Origin of the sequence: Novosphingobium aquae (genome assembly GCF_037572715.1) — a bacterium.
Lineage (GTDB): Bacteria > Pseudomonadota > Alphaproteobacteria > Sphingomonadales > Sphingomonadaceae > Novosphingobium > Novosphingobium aquae.
This window is the reverse complement of sequence record NZ_JBBHJY010000006.1, coordinates 42,776-57,059: the sequence shown is the minus strand read 5'-3', so window position 1 is coordinate 57,059 and position 14,284 is coordinate 42,776. Positions and strand designations below refer to the sequence as shown.

At 65.4% G+C, this 14,284-nt stretch carries 13 protein-coding genes; 2 read left to right on the top strand and 11 right to left on the bottom strand.

What is annotated here, in order from left to right:
• The 7 genes from WG900_RS12415 to WG900_RS12385 all read right to left on the bottom strand — a co-directional run bounded on the left by WG900_RS12415 (position 1) and on the right by WG900_RS12385 (position 6,156).
• Complete coding sequence (locus tag WG900_RS12415) at positions 1–1,461, bottom strand: sensor histidine kinase (RefSeq protein ID WP_339967499.1); 1,461 nt, start codon at positions 1,459–1,461, stop codon at positions 1–3.
• Position 1,462: 1 nt separating this feature from the next.
• Positions 1,463–2,218: a response regulator gene (locus WG900_RS12410; RefSeq protein WP_339967498.1), complete on the bottom strand. Its 756-nt coding sequence runs from the start codon at positions 2,216–2,218 to the stop codon at positions 1,463–1,465.
• Positions 2,219–2,239: 21 nt separating this feature from the next.
• The gene (locus WG900_RS12405; protein ID WP_339967497.1) at positions 2,240–2,863 is read right to left on the bottom strand and encodes an EF-hand domain-containing protein; all 624 of its coding nucleotides are present in this window, start codon (positions 2,861–2,863) and stop codon (positions 2,240–2,242) included.
• A gap of 205 nt (positions 2,864–3,068) precedes the next feature.
• Positions 3,069–3,407, bottom strand: coding sequence for a cupin domain-containing protein (locus WG900_RS12400; RefSeq protein ID WP_339967496.1), 339 nt, complete (start codon positions 3,405–3,407; stop codon positions 3,069–3,071).
• Positions 3,408–3,505: 98 nt separating this feature from the next.
• Complete coding sequence (locus tag WG900_RS12395) at positions 3,506–3,883, bottom strand: VOC family protein (protein WP_339967495.1); 378 nt, start codon at positions 3,881–3,883, stop codon at positions 3,506–3,508.
• Positions 3,884–3,962: 79 nt separating this feature from the next.
• Positions 3,963–4,331 (bottom strand): VOC family protein, encoded by a 369-nt coding sequence (locus WG900_RS12390; RefSeq protein ID WP_339967494.1) that lies wholly within the window; start codon positions 4,329–4,331, stop codon positions 3,963–3,965.
• Between the two features lie 10 nt (positions 4,332–4,341).
• On the bottom strand, positions 4,342–6,156 hold the full coding sequence (locus tag WG900_RS12385) for an aminopeptidase P family protein (protein WP_339967493.1): 1,815 nt from the start codon (positions 6,154–6,156) through the stop codon (positions 4,342–4,344).
• Between the two features lie 28 nt (positions 6,157–6,184).
• Between WG900_RS12385 and WG900_RS12380 the strand changes: the two genes are divergently transcribed.
• On the top strand, positions 6,185–8,260 hold the full coding sequence (locus WG900_RS12380) for a S9 family peptidase (RefSeq protein WP_339967492.1): 2,076 nt from the start codon (positions 6,185–6,187) through the stop codon (positions 8,258–8,260).
• A complete protein-coding gene (locus tag WG900_RS12375; RefSeq protein ID WP_339967491.1) occupies positions 8,257–8,661 on the top strand; it encodes an acyl-CoA thioesterase in 405 nt (134 codons plus the stop codon). The genes WG900_RS12380 and WG900_RS12375 overlap by 4 nt, the downstream gene beginning before the upstream one ends.
• Here WG900_RS12375 and ald read toward each other — a convergent pair.
• From ald to WG900_RS12355, 4 genes are all read right to left on the bottom strand, one after another.
• The gene (gene ald / locus WG900_RS12370; RefSeq protein ID WP_339967490.1) at positions 8,658–9,773 is read right to left on the bottom strand and encodes an alanine dehydrogenase; all 1,116 of its coding nucleotides are present in this window, start codon (positions 9,771–9,773) and stop codon (positions 8,658–8,660) included. The genes WG900_RS12375 and ald overlap by 4 nt on opposite strands.
• A gap of 264 nt (positions 9,774–10,037) precedes the next feature.
• On the bottom strand, positions 10,038–10,628 hold the full coding sequence (locus tag WG900_RS12365; protein ID WP_339967489.1) for a hypothetical protein: 591 nt from the start codon (positions 10,626–10,628) through the stop codon (positions 10,038–10,040).
• Between the two features lie 9 nt (positions 10,629–10,637).
• Complete coding sequence (locus WG900_RS12360; protein WP_339967488.1) at positions 10,638–11,819, bottom strand: BaiN/RdsA family NAD(P)/FAD-dependent oxidoreductase; 1,182 nt, start codon at positions 11,817–11,819, stop codon at positions 10,638–10,640.
• Positions 11,820–11,836: 17 nt separating this feature from the next.
• Entirely contained in the window at positions 11,837–14,176 is a 2,340-nt protein-coding gene (locus WG900_RS12355; protein WP_339967761.1) for an FtsK/SpoIIIE family DNA translocase, read from the bottom strand.
• Positions 14,177–14,284 lie beyond the last annotated feature (108 nt).

Here is a 14,284-nt window from a genome sequence, read left to right as displayed (position 1 = left end):
TCAGCCGCGCAGGCGCAGGGTGGCCTCGAGTCCGATGACCGAGCCATCCGCGCCGGTGCGGTTGGCGAGCCACAGCGAGCCGCCGTGCTGTTCGGCAATCGCACGCGCCAATGTCAGGCCCAGCCCCGCGCCGCCAGTCTCGCTGTTGCGCGAAGGATCGCCGCGGGTGAAGGGTTCGAGCATCAGCGCGATCTTGTCCGCCGGGATGCCCGGGCCTTCATCGACAATGCGAATCACCGCATCGCGCCCGTCGCGTTCCAGCGTCACTTGCGCCGTTTTGCCATAGCGCAGGGCATTGCCGATCAGGTTGCGCAGGGCGCGGCGCAGCCAGGTGGGCCGCAGCTGCATTGCCATGCGGCTGCCTTCGACCAGCGTCACCGGATCGCCCATATCCTCGTATTCCTCGACCACCGAGGCGACGAGGGCATAGAGTTCGGTCTGCTCTAGCTGGTCACTCGGCCGGCCGACCCGGGCGAGGCTGAGGATATCATCCAGCGTGCGGGTAATGTCCTCGATCGTGCGCGCCATGCGGCCGCGCTCGGCCTCGTCCTCGACCGATTCGATGCGCACGCGCAAGGCCGCGAGAGGCGTCTTGAGATCGTGGCCGATGGCGCCGAGCATGACGTCCTTTTCATCGAGCAGAGCCAGCACGCGGCGTTCCATGGCGTTCTGCGCCTCGATAAGGTGGCGCACATCGTCAGGCCCCTGCGGAGCGAGCTGGCCATCGGCATCGCGCGTTTCGGCAAAGTGCGCGACGCGCCGGGTCAATGCCGCAAGGGGCCGGGTGATGCGCCGCAGGATCAGCCACATTGCGCCGACCAGCACGGCGTAGATAAACAGTGTCTGCATGAACAGCGTCTGCAGCATGAACCGTTCGGTCTGCGGCACGAAGACGCGCGTCACCACCCAGTCGCTTTCACCTGTCACCTTCATCGAGGCGACGAGCACCGTCTCTGGCCGGATTTCAGAGAACGGGTCCTTGCGGAGCTTGAGGCGCATCTGCGCCCGCGCGTCCGCTGAAACGGGCCGCCGGACGACCAGCAATTGTTCGACGTTGACGTCCTGATCGCGGAGGATTTCGCCCAGTTCCTCCTCGTCATGAGCAAGGCGCTCTTCGCCCGCGGCAATCGGCGAGCGGGCGACGCGTTCGCTGCGGAAGCGGTCCATGCGCTCGCGGCGTTCGGCGCGGCGTTCAGCGCGCCGTTCCGCCCCGCTGCCCTCGCGCGGTGTTTCCGGCGCGACACGTTCCGAGCCGCGCAAATCTTCGCTGCGATGAGCGGCAACGAGCCGCATTGCGGCGGTGTGGAGCAGGCCGCTTTCCTGCCGCGCATGTTGCGCCCGGTACAACAGGGCCGCGGAAAATCCCTGCGCGAACAGCAGCGCGAGCGCGATGGACAGCAGCACCTGCCCTTTCAGGCTGCGCGGCCAGAGCCCGTGCAACGCACCGCGCAATCGCGCCATGTCAGCCCTCTTCCGCCCGGCGGCGGCGCACTTCGGCAGCGAGCATGTAGCCGCCGCCCCAGACGGTCTGGATCAGCTGCGGGTTGCGGCTGTCGGCCTCGAGCTTGCGGCGCAGGCGGCTGACCTGGTTGTCCACAGCACGGTCAAACAGGTGCGCCTCGCGACCCTGGACCATGTCGAGCAGGCGGTCGCGGTCCAGCACCTGGCGCGGGTGTTCGAGGAAGGCCATGAGCAGGCGGAATTCGGCCGAAGATATCGCGACAACCGAGCCATCGGCGTCGGTCAGCCGGCGCTTGAGCGGATCAAGCGTCCAGCCTTCGAATTCGAATACTTCGTTGTCGACCGCTGCTCCAGTTGCCCCCCCGCGCGCGGCGCGGCGCAGCACAGACCGGATGCGCGCGACGAGTTCGCGCGGCTCGAACGGTTTGACGACGTAATCGTCAGCGCCGATCTCAAGCCCGACAATGCGGTCGGTCGCTTCGCCCTTGGCAGTGAGGAAGATCGTCGGAATCTGGCGCGATTCGATCAGGTGGCGGCACAGCGACAGGCCGTCCTCGCCCGGCATCATGATGTCGAGGAGAACAAGGTCGGGCGCTTCGCCGCGCAACTGGCTGCGGGCATCAGCCGCGCTCGCCGCCTGAGCAACGGCAAACCCCTGGCGCGAGAGGTACTCGGCCAGGGGTTCACGCAGGCTGCGTTCGTCATCGACGATGAGCAGCCGGGCAGGAGGACTTTCAGTGGCCGCTGGTGCGGGCATCGGATGTGTCTGTCCTTACTTTCAGTTCGCCGGAGCGGGTGCCGGACGCGCGCCCATCTTGCCGCGCATTTCCTTCATGTGCTCGCGCATCTTTTCCATGGCGGCCTTGCGCTCGTCCGGGGTGACCGAACCGTCCTTGTTGGCATCGGTCATGTCGAAGTGCTTCAGCGAGGCGCCGACGAATTCAGCGCGGGTGATGGCTCCGTCATTGTTGGTATCGGCCATGCGCATCATCATGCCGCCACCCATTTTGCCGCCCATTGCACCACCACGCATACCGTGCTTGCCGCCGTGACGCATTCCGCCCTGCTTCATGCCGTCATGCTTCATGCCGGCGTGGTCGCCGCTCATGCCTTTACCCATGCCCTTGCCCTGATGGGCAGCGGCAAATTCGGCCTGCGACAGCGAGCCATTGCCGTCGGTGTCCATCTTCTTGAAGCGCTCACCCTTGCGGGCCTCGCGGTCAGCCTGATCGAGCTTGCCGTCCTTGTTGACGTCGGCCTTGGCGAAGTGCTCGCCGGCCTTGGTTTCGGCTTCGGCGCGGGTCACGGTCTTGTCGGCCATCGGGCCGGTCGGCTGGGCAGCAACGGCGGTGCCAAGCAGGCCCAGAGTTGCAGCTGAAAGAATAAGCAGGTGCTTGCGCATGGAGTGTGTCCTCGTCCTGTGAATAGAGCAGAAGGCCGCACGAACCGTTCTGGGAAGGGGGAGGGGATGAACGGTCCGCACGACCTCCTTGATCACTCTTCTAGAACCACCTTGTCGCAGGGGTATGCCGCAATCGGGCTTTATTGTCGCCATTTGTCGCACCATTCGCAGGCCGTTCATGAAGGCGCAAGTCAACGCGGCCAAGTCACCGAGGACGATGCTGCGTACCAAGCCCGGCGGTGACGAACAGGGCGGTCGCCTCGCCTTCGACATCGGCGGTGTGCCAGGCTCCCGGCGGATTGACCACATAGTCACCCGGCCCCAGCCGCACGCACTGCTCGCGCCCTTCGGGAAGCTGCTGGATCAACGTCATCACGCCGGCAATGCAGACGACCAGCTCGTCGCCCGCCGGATGCATTTCCCAGCTCGTCCAGTCGGCATCGAAGCTGTGCAGTGCGACCAGCCGCCCTTCGGCACCGTCGCCCGAATTGCGGGTGGCATAGGCATCATACCATTGGCTTGCGGTAGATTCTGGTCCGGACATCTCGGGCTGGACGACCGCAGTCGCTCCCAGCCCGAGGTGGACCGGGAAGCGTGTCAGCGGGCGTCCTGGAAAGGGTTGGCCGGGAGGGGCCCCAGCGCTCACTCTGCCACGGTCATGAGATGGGCGTTGAGCTTGTTGCCATCGGGATCGCGGAAATAGGCGGCGTAGAAGCCGGGGAAGCGTTCACCGGGAGGGCCTTCGCAAGTGCCGCCATTGGCCAGCGCGATGTCGTAGATCCGCTGGACCTGCGCTTCGTCCTTAGCCTCAAGCGCGACCATCACGCCGTTGCCGACGCTGGCAGCATTGCCATCGAACGGCCGTGTCAGGCCGATGCCCGCGCCGCCGCCGGGAATGCCCCAGCCGATGAATTCCTCGCTCTCCATCATGCGGCCCACGCCAAGTTCGGCGCAAACCGCGTCATAGAACGCCGCGCCGCGCGCGCGGTCATTGGTGCCGAGCGTTACATAGCCGATCATGTCACATCCTCCTGATTGCCGATTCGTAACGGAACATTAGAGGAACATAGACGCGACGACAATCGCCCGTTTCGTGACCCTAGCCCAGCGCGACGGCGTTCATCTTGTTGCCGTCCGGATCGCGCCAATAGGCCACGTAATAGCCATTGGCGCGCACGCCCGGAGGACCTTCGCAGGTGCCACCGCCAGCCAGCGCAGCTTCGTGCATCCGGTCCACCGCCGCACGGTCGGGCGCGCCGATCGTTGCCATCGTGCCGTTGCCGTGCGTCGCTGGTTCGCCATCGTAGGGCAGGGTTACTGCAAAGCCTGCGCCGCCGCCGGGGCTGCCATAGTAGATCGACCGCTCGCTCGCTCCGGTGCGCGCCAGTCCGGCTGCGCCCAGCACCGCGTCATAGAACTGGCCTGCACGTTCGAGATCCTGCGTGCCGAAGCACATATTGACGATCATCGGTTCCCCCTCACCCGCGCGACAGCGGCGCGCATTGATCCTTGAGCCAGTCGAGCGCCGCGCCTTCAAGCTGCGGACCGACGATTTCAAGCACCCGCGCGTGATAGGCATCCCACCAGCGCAGTTCCTCGCGCGTCAGCAGCGCGGTATCGACCAGCGTGCGATCTATCGGCACGAACGTCAGCGTCTCGAAGCCGAAGTAGTCACCTTCCGCGCCATCAATCTTGCGCGGCTCGACCAGCACAAGATTTTCGATCCGGATGCCGAAAGCGCCGGTCTTGTAATAGCCCGGCTCGTTCGAGAGGAACATGCCAGCGAGCAGTTCCTGATCGGTGCCGCCTTGTCCGCCCGCACTCTTGGCTATGCGCTGCGGGCCTTCGTGAACCGAGAGGAACGACCCAACGCCGTGGCCCGTGCCGTGGGCATAATCGACCCCGGCAGACCACAGGAACTGCCGCGCCAGCACGTCGAGCTGGCTGCCGGCGGTGCCCTTGGGGAAGACCGCAAGCGCGAGCGCGATGTGGCCCTTGAGCACGCGGGTATAGCGATCCTTGTGCTCGGCCGTGGGCTGACCGGGCCCGACCCAGACGGTGCGGGTTATGTCGGTCGTGCCGTCAAGATACTGGCCGCCCGAATCGACGAGATAGACCGAACCCGGCTCGATCCGCAGGTTCGATTCTTCGTTCACCCGGTAATGCGGGCTGGCCGCATTGGGCCCGGCGGCGGAGATCGTATCGAACGACAGGTCGCGCAGCAGCGGGCTTTCCTCGCGGAATTGCTGGAGCATCGCGGCGGCCGAAAGCTCGGTTTCGCTGCCCGTGGGCGCATGGACCGACAGCCAGTGGAGGAACTTGCTCACCGCTGCCCCGTCACGCGCCTGCGCCGAGCGGTGGCCGGCTTGTTCGACCGGATTCTTCACCGCCTTGGGCAGCACCGTGGGATCGCGCAGCTCGACAATCTCTGCCCCTGCACCCGCCAGCGCACCGAACACGGCTTGCACAGACCGCTCCGGATCGACCGCGACCCGCTTGCCCTTGAGGCCTTCCAGTCCCGGCACGAAGGCGTCACGCGGGCGGATCGTCACGGCATTACCGAGGTGTTGCCGCAGTTCGGGCGAAACCTTTTCCTCGGCGATGAACAGCTCGGCAGTGCCATCGGCATGGGCAATCACGAAGGACAGCGCCACCGGCGTGCGCTCCACATCCGCGCCGCGCACATTGAGCAGCCAGGCAATCGAATCGAGCGCGGAGATTACCGCCGCGTCGAGCTTCTGTTCGCCCAGCCATTCGGCCACGGCGGCGCGCTTGGCCTCGCTGGCCTGTCCGGCATATTCATTGGCGTGAACCAGCGCGAGCGCGTCCGAAGGCGCGGGCCGGTCGTTCCACACTGCATCGATGGGATTGCCTTCGACCGGCACAAGACTCCCGCCGCGTCCGCCGAGTGCCTTCGTCGCCACATCGACCCAGGGCTTGCCGTGCAGCCACGGATCGAACCCGATCTTCGCGCCTTCAGGAGCGTTCGCGCCGAGCCACTTGGCAACGCTGGTTTGCGGCACCGATTCATAATCGTAGAACCGGCCATCGACCTGCTCGCGCACCTGCAGCGTATAGCGCCCGTCAACGAACATCGCCGCGCGATCCTTGAGGACCACCGCGCTGCCTGCCGATCCGCCAAAGCCGGTCAGCCAGGCGAGCCGCTGCGCATAGGCGCCGACATATTCGCTCATGTGTTCATCGGAAATCGGCACGACGAATCCGTCGAGCCCGCGCCGGGTCAATTCTTCGCGCAGTGCTTTCAGCCGCGCCTCGTGAGTGTTCATCAGCATGGTTGCAGTCCTTCTGCCCGCACCATAGATGCAGGCGATGACAGTTACCACACCCCCCGTCGCCGCAAAGAAGCCGCACCAGTTCACTCACCACGGCATCACCGTCTCCGACGACTACGCTTGGCTGCGCGATCCCGGCTATCCCGAGGTGACAGACAAGGAAGTTCTCGCCCACCTTGGGGCGGAGAACGCCTGGTTCGAAAGCCGCATGGCAGGCCGCAAGCCGCTGATCGACACGCTGTTCAAGGAAATGCGCGGGCGGATCAAGGAAGCCGACACATCGGTCCCGCAGAAGGACGGCGATTTCCTCTACTGGATCGAGTTCGAGGAAGGCGCGGAATACAAGAAATGGTGGCGCAGGCCGGTCGCTGCCAAGGATGACAAAAGCGCCGATGAACTGATCCTCGACGAGGTCGCACTGGCCGAGGGCAAGGAATACTTTCGCCTCGGCGCGCTGTCAGTCAGCCATGATGGCCGGCTGCTTGCCTATGCCATCGACGACAACGGGTCCGAGCGCTTCACCGCGCGGATCAAGGACCTGACCACCGGCGAGATGCTGCCTGACGAGATCCCCGGCACGCTCTCCGCGCTGGTCTGGGTCGCTGACGACAAGGGTATCGTTTACAGCCTCGCCAACGAACAATGGCGCACCGACAATGCCCGCCTGCACTGGCTCGGTCAGCCGCTGGAAAGCGATGTCGAGCTTTACCACGAAGACGACGACGGCTTCCGCGTCGGCTGCTCGCTAACGGCCAATGAAGAGTGGCTGGTCATCTCGGCCAGCGACCACGAAACCAGCGAAGTGCGGCTGATCGCCGCCGCCGATCCGCTGGGGGAGCAGATCCTGGTCAAGCCCCGCGCCAAGGGCGTCGAGTACGATGTCGACCTGCATGGGCAAACGCTGTTCATCCACACCAACGACACGCACGAGAACTTCCGCCTCGCCACCGCGCCGCTGTCCGCGCCGGGCGAATGGACCACGCTGATCGAGGGGACCGACGATTTCTACCTCACCGGCGTCGACCTGTTCCGCGACTTCTACGTCACCGAAGGCCGGGTGCGCGGGCTCGACCGGATCGAAGTGCGTTACTACGATAACCCGACACGGATCGAAGCGATCGAGTTCCCTGAGGCAAGCTATTCCGCCGGCCTCGGCGACAATCCCGAGTGGGCGATGGATGTGCTGCGAGTCAGCTACGAATCGATGGTCAGCCCCTCGACCGTCTATGACTACGATGTCGCCGCGCGCAGCCTGACCCCGCTGAAGGTGCAGGAAATCCCGAGCGGCTATGATGCCTCGCTCTATGTCACCGAACGTCTGGAAATTCCGGCGCGCGACGGCACCCTGATCCCGGTATCGGTTGTCAGCCGCAAGGACCGCGCACCGGCAGGCCCGCTGCACCTCTACGGCTACGGCGCTTACGGGATCAGCATTGACCCCGGCTTCTCGACCAGCCGTCTCTCCCTCGTCGATCGCGGCTTTGCCTATGCCATCGCCCACATCCGCGGCGGCGACGACATGGGCCGCGCCTGGTACAAGGCGGGCAAGCTGGAACGGCGCAGCAACACCTTCAACGACTTCGTCGACGCAGCGAAAGGCCTGATCGCGCGCGGCTATACCAAGGGCGGCCGGATCAGCATTTCCGGCGGATCAGCCGGCGGCGAACTGATGGGCGCGGTGGCCAATTCCGATCCTGCCCTGTGGGGCGCGGTTGTCGCCCACGTGCCTTTCGTCGACGTGCTGGCGACGATGCTCGACGCCGATCTGCCTCTGACCCCGGGCGAATGGCCCGAGTGGGGCAACCCGATCGAGGACAAGGCAGCGTTCGAGTTGATCCGGAGCTATTCCCCCTACGATCAGGTCCGCGCGCAGGACTATCCGCCGATCATGGTCACCGCCGGGCTCAACGATCCGCGCGTGACCTATTGGGAGCCCGCCAAATGGGTCGCCCGGCTGCGGGAACTCAAGACCGACTCGAATGAGTTGATCCTCAAAACCAACATGGGCGCAGGACACGGTGGCAAGTCGGGGCGCTTTGAAAGCCTCAAGGAGACCGCCGAGGAGTTCGCCTTTATCCTGTGGCAACTCGGCATCGAGAAATGAGCAACCGCCACAGCCTCACCCTGACCGCGCTGCCCGAACACATCGACGTGATGGGCCACGTCAACAATGCCGTATGGGTGCAGTGGATGGAGGCGCTCGCCACCTCCCACTGGGAAAGCGCGGCCCTGCCGGAGCATCAGTCGAAATACGTCTGGGTCGTGACCCGGCACGAGATCGATTACAGGGGCAACATTTCCGAAGGCGAGAGCGTCACTGCCGAGACTTTCATCCCCAAAGGCCCCACCGGCGCGCGGTTCGACCGCTGCGTCGAGTTTCGCAATTCCGCCGGCAAGGTTATCGTTTCTGCGCGGTCAACCTGGGCGATGATCGACCGCGAAACCGGCCGCCTGTGCCGGGTTCCGCCAGAGGTTGCCGCGCCGTTCGGGCCGTTTTCCGCTTAGGCCAGCACCTCGCTCACCGGCGTGTATTCGTAGCCCAGATCGCGCGCGACGGCTTCATAGGTCACCTTGCCTTCGTGCACGTTGAGCCCCGCCGCGAGGTGGGGATTGGCCTTCAGCGCTTCCTTCCAGCCGAGGTCGGCGATGCGCAGGGCATGGGGCAGCGTGACGTTGTTGAGCGCATAGGTGGAGGTCCGCGCCACCGCGCCCGGCATATTCGCCACGCAGTAGTGGACGATGCCATCGACCACGTAGATCGGCTCGGCGTGAGTGGTCGGCCGGCTGGTTTCGAAGCAGCCGCCCTGATCGATGGCAACGTCGACCAGCACCGAACCCGGCTTCATGCAGCCAAGCATTTCGCGCGTGACGAGCTTGGGCGCCGAGGCACCCGGAACCAGAACGGCACCGATCACCAGTTCGCTTTCGCAGACCATCTGCTGGACCACGGCGCGGTTCGAGAAGCGCGTCTTGGCGCGGCCTTCGAAGTGGTTGTCGAGCCGTTCGAGCACTTCGGGATCACGGTCGAGGATGGTGACGTCCGCCCCCATGCCGACCGCCATCTGCGCGGCGTTGAAGCCGACAACGCCACCGCCGATGATCAGCACCTTGCCGGGCAGAACGCCGGGAACGCCGCCGAGCAGCACGCCGCGGCCTCCCGTGGCCTTCTGCAGCGCGGTCGCGCCGGCCTGGATCGACATCCGGCCGGCAACCTGGCTCATGGGTTTCAGCAGCGGCAGCGAATTGCCCGGGCCGGTGACGGTTTCATAGGCGATGGCCGTGACGCCGGATTCGACCAGTTCCTTGGTCTGTTCAGGATCGGGCGCGAGGTGGAGGTAGGTGTAGAGCACCTGCCCTTGGCGCAGCATCGCGCGTTCGACGGCCTGCGGTTCCTTGACCTTGACGATCATTTCGCAGCCATCGAACACCGTCTTGGCATCGGGCTGGATGAAAGCGCCGCTTTGCGCATAGTCGCCGTCGCTTGCGCCAATGCCGAGGCCAGCGCCGCTTTCGACCCAGACTTCATGGCCGTGAGCAACCAGTTCGCGCGCCGATTCGGGCGTCAGGCCTACGCGGTATTCGTGGTTCTTGATTTCGCGGACAGTACCGACACGCATGGGGAGTCTCCTTTGCGAAATTCGTTACAGATGAAACCTATCGGGTGCAAGGCGGCGCATGGGACGGATGGACTGGACACACTGGACACAGTCCTGAAGGGAAGTGTCACCTTGCTCCAAAATCCGCTCACCCTGAGCCTGTCGAAGGGTGCCGCGCGAGGGCCGGACGTGGCGCAACATCCTTCGACAGGCTCAGGATGAGCGGAGCGGGATTTGATCCGTGCCATACCGCTGCTTTGCCATCCGCCGCCCGAGTAGGAAAGTTCAGCGCCTCTCGGTGAAGGTATAGCTGCCGCCGACGCGCACCTTCTCGAGCTGCGGATCGTCGGGACCAACCACCAGCGCCGTGTGCCGCCCGCCTCCGACCGGGCCGCTGATGATCACCGCGTCATGCGGCACTTCGCCAAGGTCCATATCGCTGTCAGGCAGGATCGCGGTCATCCGCCGGCCCACTGCTACGAGCACTTGCCGGAAGCCATAGCGCGCGGGATTGCGAGCCCAGCGTTTCAGGTCCGGATAGAATGGCGCGGCCTTCCACACGTTGGGCGTCGCCCTATCGACATGGACGACCAGCCGCGTCCGGTCCTGCGCGACGATCACCATCTTCGCCTTGGCCGGTAACCAGTGATCGCCCGCCTCCTTCCAGTGCAGCCAGCCGCAGCCGAAGGCCGAGCAGGAGTTGGGCCGCCCGGCATAGATCGAACAGCCCTTGCCGGTCAGCACATGCGGGCACCACTGCCCCGCCGCCTTGCCGAGCTCGCCGATCTCCATGACCTTGCAGCAAAGCGTGCAAGACCCGCAGGCGCGGCCCGCCACGATAGGCGCGGTTTCGGCATTGTCGGGGCGAGTGCTCATCGCCGCTGGCTAACCCGCCCGCGCGCCGTCCGCAATCGCCAGCGCGGCGGCATTGGCGCTCGCCCAGGCCCACTGGAAATTGTAACCGCCGAGCCAGCCCGTCACGTCGACCGCCTCGCCGATGGCATAAAGCCCCGGAACGCGCCGCGCCTCCATGGTCTGTGATGACAGGTCGGCGGTGGAGATGCCGCCGGCGGTAACCTCGGCCTTGGCAAAGCCCTCGCTGCCGTTGGGCAGGAAGCGCCAGTCCGCCAGCCGCGCCTGCGCTGCGCGAAGCGCCTTGTCGGTCTGGTTGATGAGTTCGCCCGTCACTCCAAGTCGTTCGGTCAGCCGCTGGGCAAGGCGTTCAGACAGCGTTTCGCCAAGCACCTTGGCAAGGCCGCTGCGGGGGCGCTGCTGCTTGGCTTCGATAAGCCAGTCCGCCGGCTGGTCGGGCAGGAAATCGATGCCGACTTCGTCGCCGCGCTGCCAATAGGATGACACCTGAAGGATCGCCGGGCCAGACAGCCCGCGATGGGTGAACAGCGCCGCCTCGCGGAACCGCGCCTTGCCGCACTTCGCGGTTACATCGGCGGAAACGCCTGAAAGCTCGGTAAACAGCGCATCCTCACCCGCCAGCGTCAACGGCACCAGCGCCGGGCGCGGCTGCACCACCTTCAGCCCGAACTGGCGGGCAAGGTCATAGGCAAAACCCGTCGCGCCAAGCTTGGGGATCGAAGGCCCGCCGGTGGCGATCACCAGCCGGGGTGCACTCTCTCCCGCAACATGGAAACGGCCATCGCGGTGTTCGACTTCGCCGGTCATCACCCCGCAGCGAAGCTCCACCCCGCCCTTCACGCATTCCTCAAGCAGCAGGTCAACGATCTGCCGCGCTGACGAATCGCAGAACAATTGGCCCAGCGTCTTCTCGTGCCAGGCCACGCCGTAGATTTCGACCAGGGCGAGGAAATCCTGCGGCTTGTAGCGGCTGAGCGCCGACTTGGCGAAGTGCGGGTTGGCCGAAAGGAACCGGTCAGGGGCGGTATTGACGTTGGTGAAGTTGCACCGCCCGCCGCCCGAGATCAGGATCTTCTTCCCCGGTGCATCGGCATGGTCGAGCAGCAACACCCGCGCGCCGCGTTGCCCTGCCTGCGCAGCGCAGAACAACCCGGCGGCCCCGGCGCCGAGAACAATGGCATCCCATTCAGCCATGCAGGATCAGAAGCGGTTCAGAGGGGATTGCCGTCGCTGTCGCGGTAGATTTCGCGGCGGCCGACATGGTTGGCCGGGCCGACGAAGCCGTCCTTCTCCATGCGCTCGACCCATTTCGACGCGGTGTTGTAGCCCACGCCCATCTGCCTCTGGATCCAGCTGGCCGAGGCCTTCTGGCTTTCGAACACCAGCTGGCAGACCTGCCGGTACTTGCGGTCTTCCGGACTGTCGCCCGCGCCTTCAAGATCGTCGAAACCGAAGGGCGCATCGTCGGGTTCCTCGGTGACCGAATCGACATATTCAGGCTCGCCCTGGCCGCGCCAGAACTCGGCGACGGCGGCAACTTCGTCGTCCGAGACGAAGGGGCCGTGAACGCGGGTCAGCGGCTGGGTCGCCGGCTTGTAGAGCATGTCACCCTTGCCAAGCAGCTGCTCTGCGCCCTGTTCGCCAAGGATCGTGCGGCTGTCGATCCGGCTGGTCACCGCGAAGCTGATGCGGGTCGGCAGGTTGGCCTTGATCACGCCGGTGATGACGTCGACCGACGGGCGCTGAGTGGCCATGATCAGGTGGATACCGGCGGCGCGGCTTTTTTGCGAAAGCCGCTGGATCAGCACTTCGACTTCCTTGCCGACCGTGACCATAAGGTCGGCCAGTTCGTCGACGATGACCACGATCTGCGGCAGCACCTTGTAGTCGTACTGCTGGTCTTCGTAGACTTCCTCGCCGGTTTCCGGATCGAAGCCAATGGCAATGCGCTTGCCCAGCGGCTTGCCCTTGGCAATCGCTGTCGTCACCTTTTCATTGAAGCCCGTGAGGTTGCGCACGCCGATCTCGCTCATCTGGCGGTAGCGGCGCTCCATTTCCTCGACCGCCCATTTCAGCGCGCGCACGGCCTTGGCCGGCTCGGTCACCACGGGCGAGAGCAGGTGCGGGATATTGTCGTAGACCGACAATTCCAACACCTTGGGATCGATCAGGATGAGGCGGCACTGGGCCGGGGTCAGCCGGTAAAGCAGCGACAGCAAGATGGCGTTGAGGCCGACCGACTTGCCCGAGCCGGTGGTGCCGGCGACCAGCAGGTGCGGCATGGTGGCTAGATCGGCGACGATCGGCTCGCCCGAAATGTCCTTGCCCAAGATGATCGGCAACATGCCCTTGGCCCCGGCGAACTGTTCGCAGGCGACCAGTTCCTTGAAGCTGACCATCTGGCGGTGCGCGTTGGGCAATTCGATGCCCATCACCGTGCGCCCCGGGATCGGAGAAACGCGCGCCGAGATCGCGCTCATGTTGCGGGCGATGTCATCGGCAAGGCCAACCACGCGGCTGGCCTTGATGCCGGGGGCAGGCTCAAGTTCGTACATGGTGACCACAGGGCCCATGCGCACGGCATCGATGGTGCCCTTGACGTTGAAATCCTCGAGCACGGTTTCGAGCAGGCGGGCGTTCTTTTCCAGCGCCAGCTTGTCCATCTTGGGCGCGGTCGACGGGCCGGGGTCGGCGAGCAGATCGAGCCCCGGCAATTCGTAATTGTCGAACAGGTCGCCCTGTCGGCTGCGCGCGGTAAGCTGCGCTGGCTTGACCGTGCGGGTCGGGTCCGAAATCTCTGGCGCGCGGCGCGGCGGGGCGGAGGCGATAGCTTCCTGCGCGGCTTCGCGTTCCTTCTTCGCGGCGCGCGGACGGGTCAGCGCCTCGCCCTCATTGGCGGTAATGCGCGGCAATTGCGGCAGGCCGCGCGGCAGGGTGAAGAGCCCCGCCCAGTCGATCGCGAAGACCCGGCCGGCAAGGATCGCGCCGCCCACCAGCGTCAGCAGGCCCAGCGCAAAGATCGCCCAGCCCTGCCCGGCAGGAAGAAGCGCAGCGAGACCGCGAATGGCCTTCTCACCGACAATTCCCGCCAGCCCCCCGACCGAGGCGGGGAAATTGTCGCCCGTGTCGGGCCAGACCAGCGACAGCGCCGTGGCGAGCAGGACCATGGCGAAAAACAGCACCAGCAGCGAATTCCACCACGGATGCGCGGGGGCCTCATCCTCGATATCGCCGGCAAGCCGCCACAGCTTGCGCGCGGCGACATGGAGCAGCGGCAGGACAAGCGCGCTAACCAGCCCGAACAGCATCAGCGCAAGGTCGGCAATCCACGCGCCCGCGCCGCCCATCCAGTTGAGCGTCACGCCGCCGGCAGCGGTCGAGGAAGAGGCATCGGTCTGGTGATAGGTGACGAGCGCAATGGCGAGGAACAGCATAGCCGCCCACAGCAGCAGGGCCGCGCCCATCTCGCTGGCGCGGCGCACCGACCGGCGCATCACTGCGCGCCAGTTCCCGCCCGCTGGCCTGCGCGCCGATCCGACGCCGGTGCCCATGGTCTGGACCGCCATTTCCTGCTCACCCCCGGTTGTTCGACTGCGCATCATGCGCCCTGGGGGAGTCCTGCGTCAATTGAAGCTTTGCCGCACCGACTCGGTTCGTCG

Coding starts and splice junctions, on each gene's coding strand:
- WG900_RS12415 (WP_339967499.1), bottom strand. CDS start 1,461: ATGGCGCGATTGCGCGGTGCGTTGCACGGGCTCTGGCCGCGCAGCCTG.
- WG900_RS12410 (WP_339967498.1), bottom strand. CDS start 2,218: ATGCCCGCACCAGCGGCCACTGAAAGTCCTCCTGCCCGGCTGCTCATC.
- WG900_RS12405 (WP_339967497.1), bottom strand. CDS start 2,863: ATGCGCAAGCACCTGCTTATTCTTTCAGCTGCAACTCTGGGCCTGCTT.
- WG900_RS12400 (WP_339967496.1), bottom strand. CDS start 3,407: ATGTCCGGACCAGAATCTACCGCAAGCCAATGGTATGATGCCTATGCC.
- WG900_RS12395 (WP_339967495.1), bottom strand. CDS start 3,883: ATGATCGGCTATGTAACGCTCGGCACCAATGACCGCGCGCGCGGCGCG.
- WG900_RS12390 (WP_339967494.1), bottom strand. CDS start 4,331: ATGATCGTCAATATGTGCTTCGGCACGCAGGATCTCGAACGTGCAGGC.
- WG900_RS12385 (WP_339967493.1), bottom strand. CDS start 6,156: ATGCTGATGAACACTCACGAGGCGCGGCTGAAAGCACTGCGCGAAGAA.
- WG900_RS12380 (WP_339967492.1), top strand. CDS start 6,185: ATGCAGGCGATGACAGTTACCACACCCCCCGTCGCCGCAAAGAAGCCG.
- WG900_RS12375 (WP_339967491.1), top strand. CDS start 8,257: ATGAGCAACCGCCACAGCCTCACCCTGACCGCGCTGCCCGAACACATC.
- ald (WP_339967490.1), bottom strand. CDS start 9,773: ATGCGTGTCGGTACTGTCCGCGAAATCAAGAACCACGAATACCGCGTA.
- WG900_RS12365 (WP_339967489.1), bottom strand. CDS start 10,628: ATGAGCACTCGCCCCGACAATGCCGAAACCGCGCCTATCGTGGCGGGC.
- WG900_RS12360 (WP_339967488.1), bottom strand. CDS start 11,819: ATGGCTGAATGGGATGCCATTGTTCTCGGCGCCGGGGCCGCCGGGTTG.
- WG900_RS12355 (WP_339967761.1), bottom strand. CDS start 14,176: ATGGGCACCGGCGTCGGATCGGCGCGCAGGCCAGCGGGCGGGAACTGG.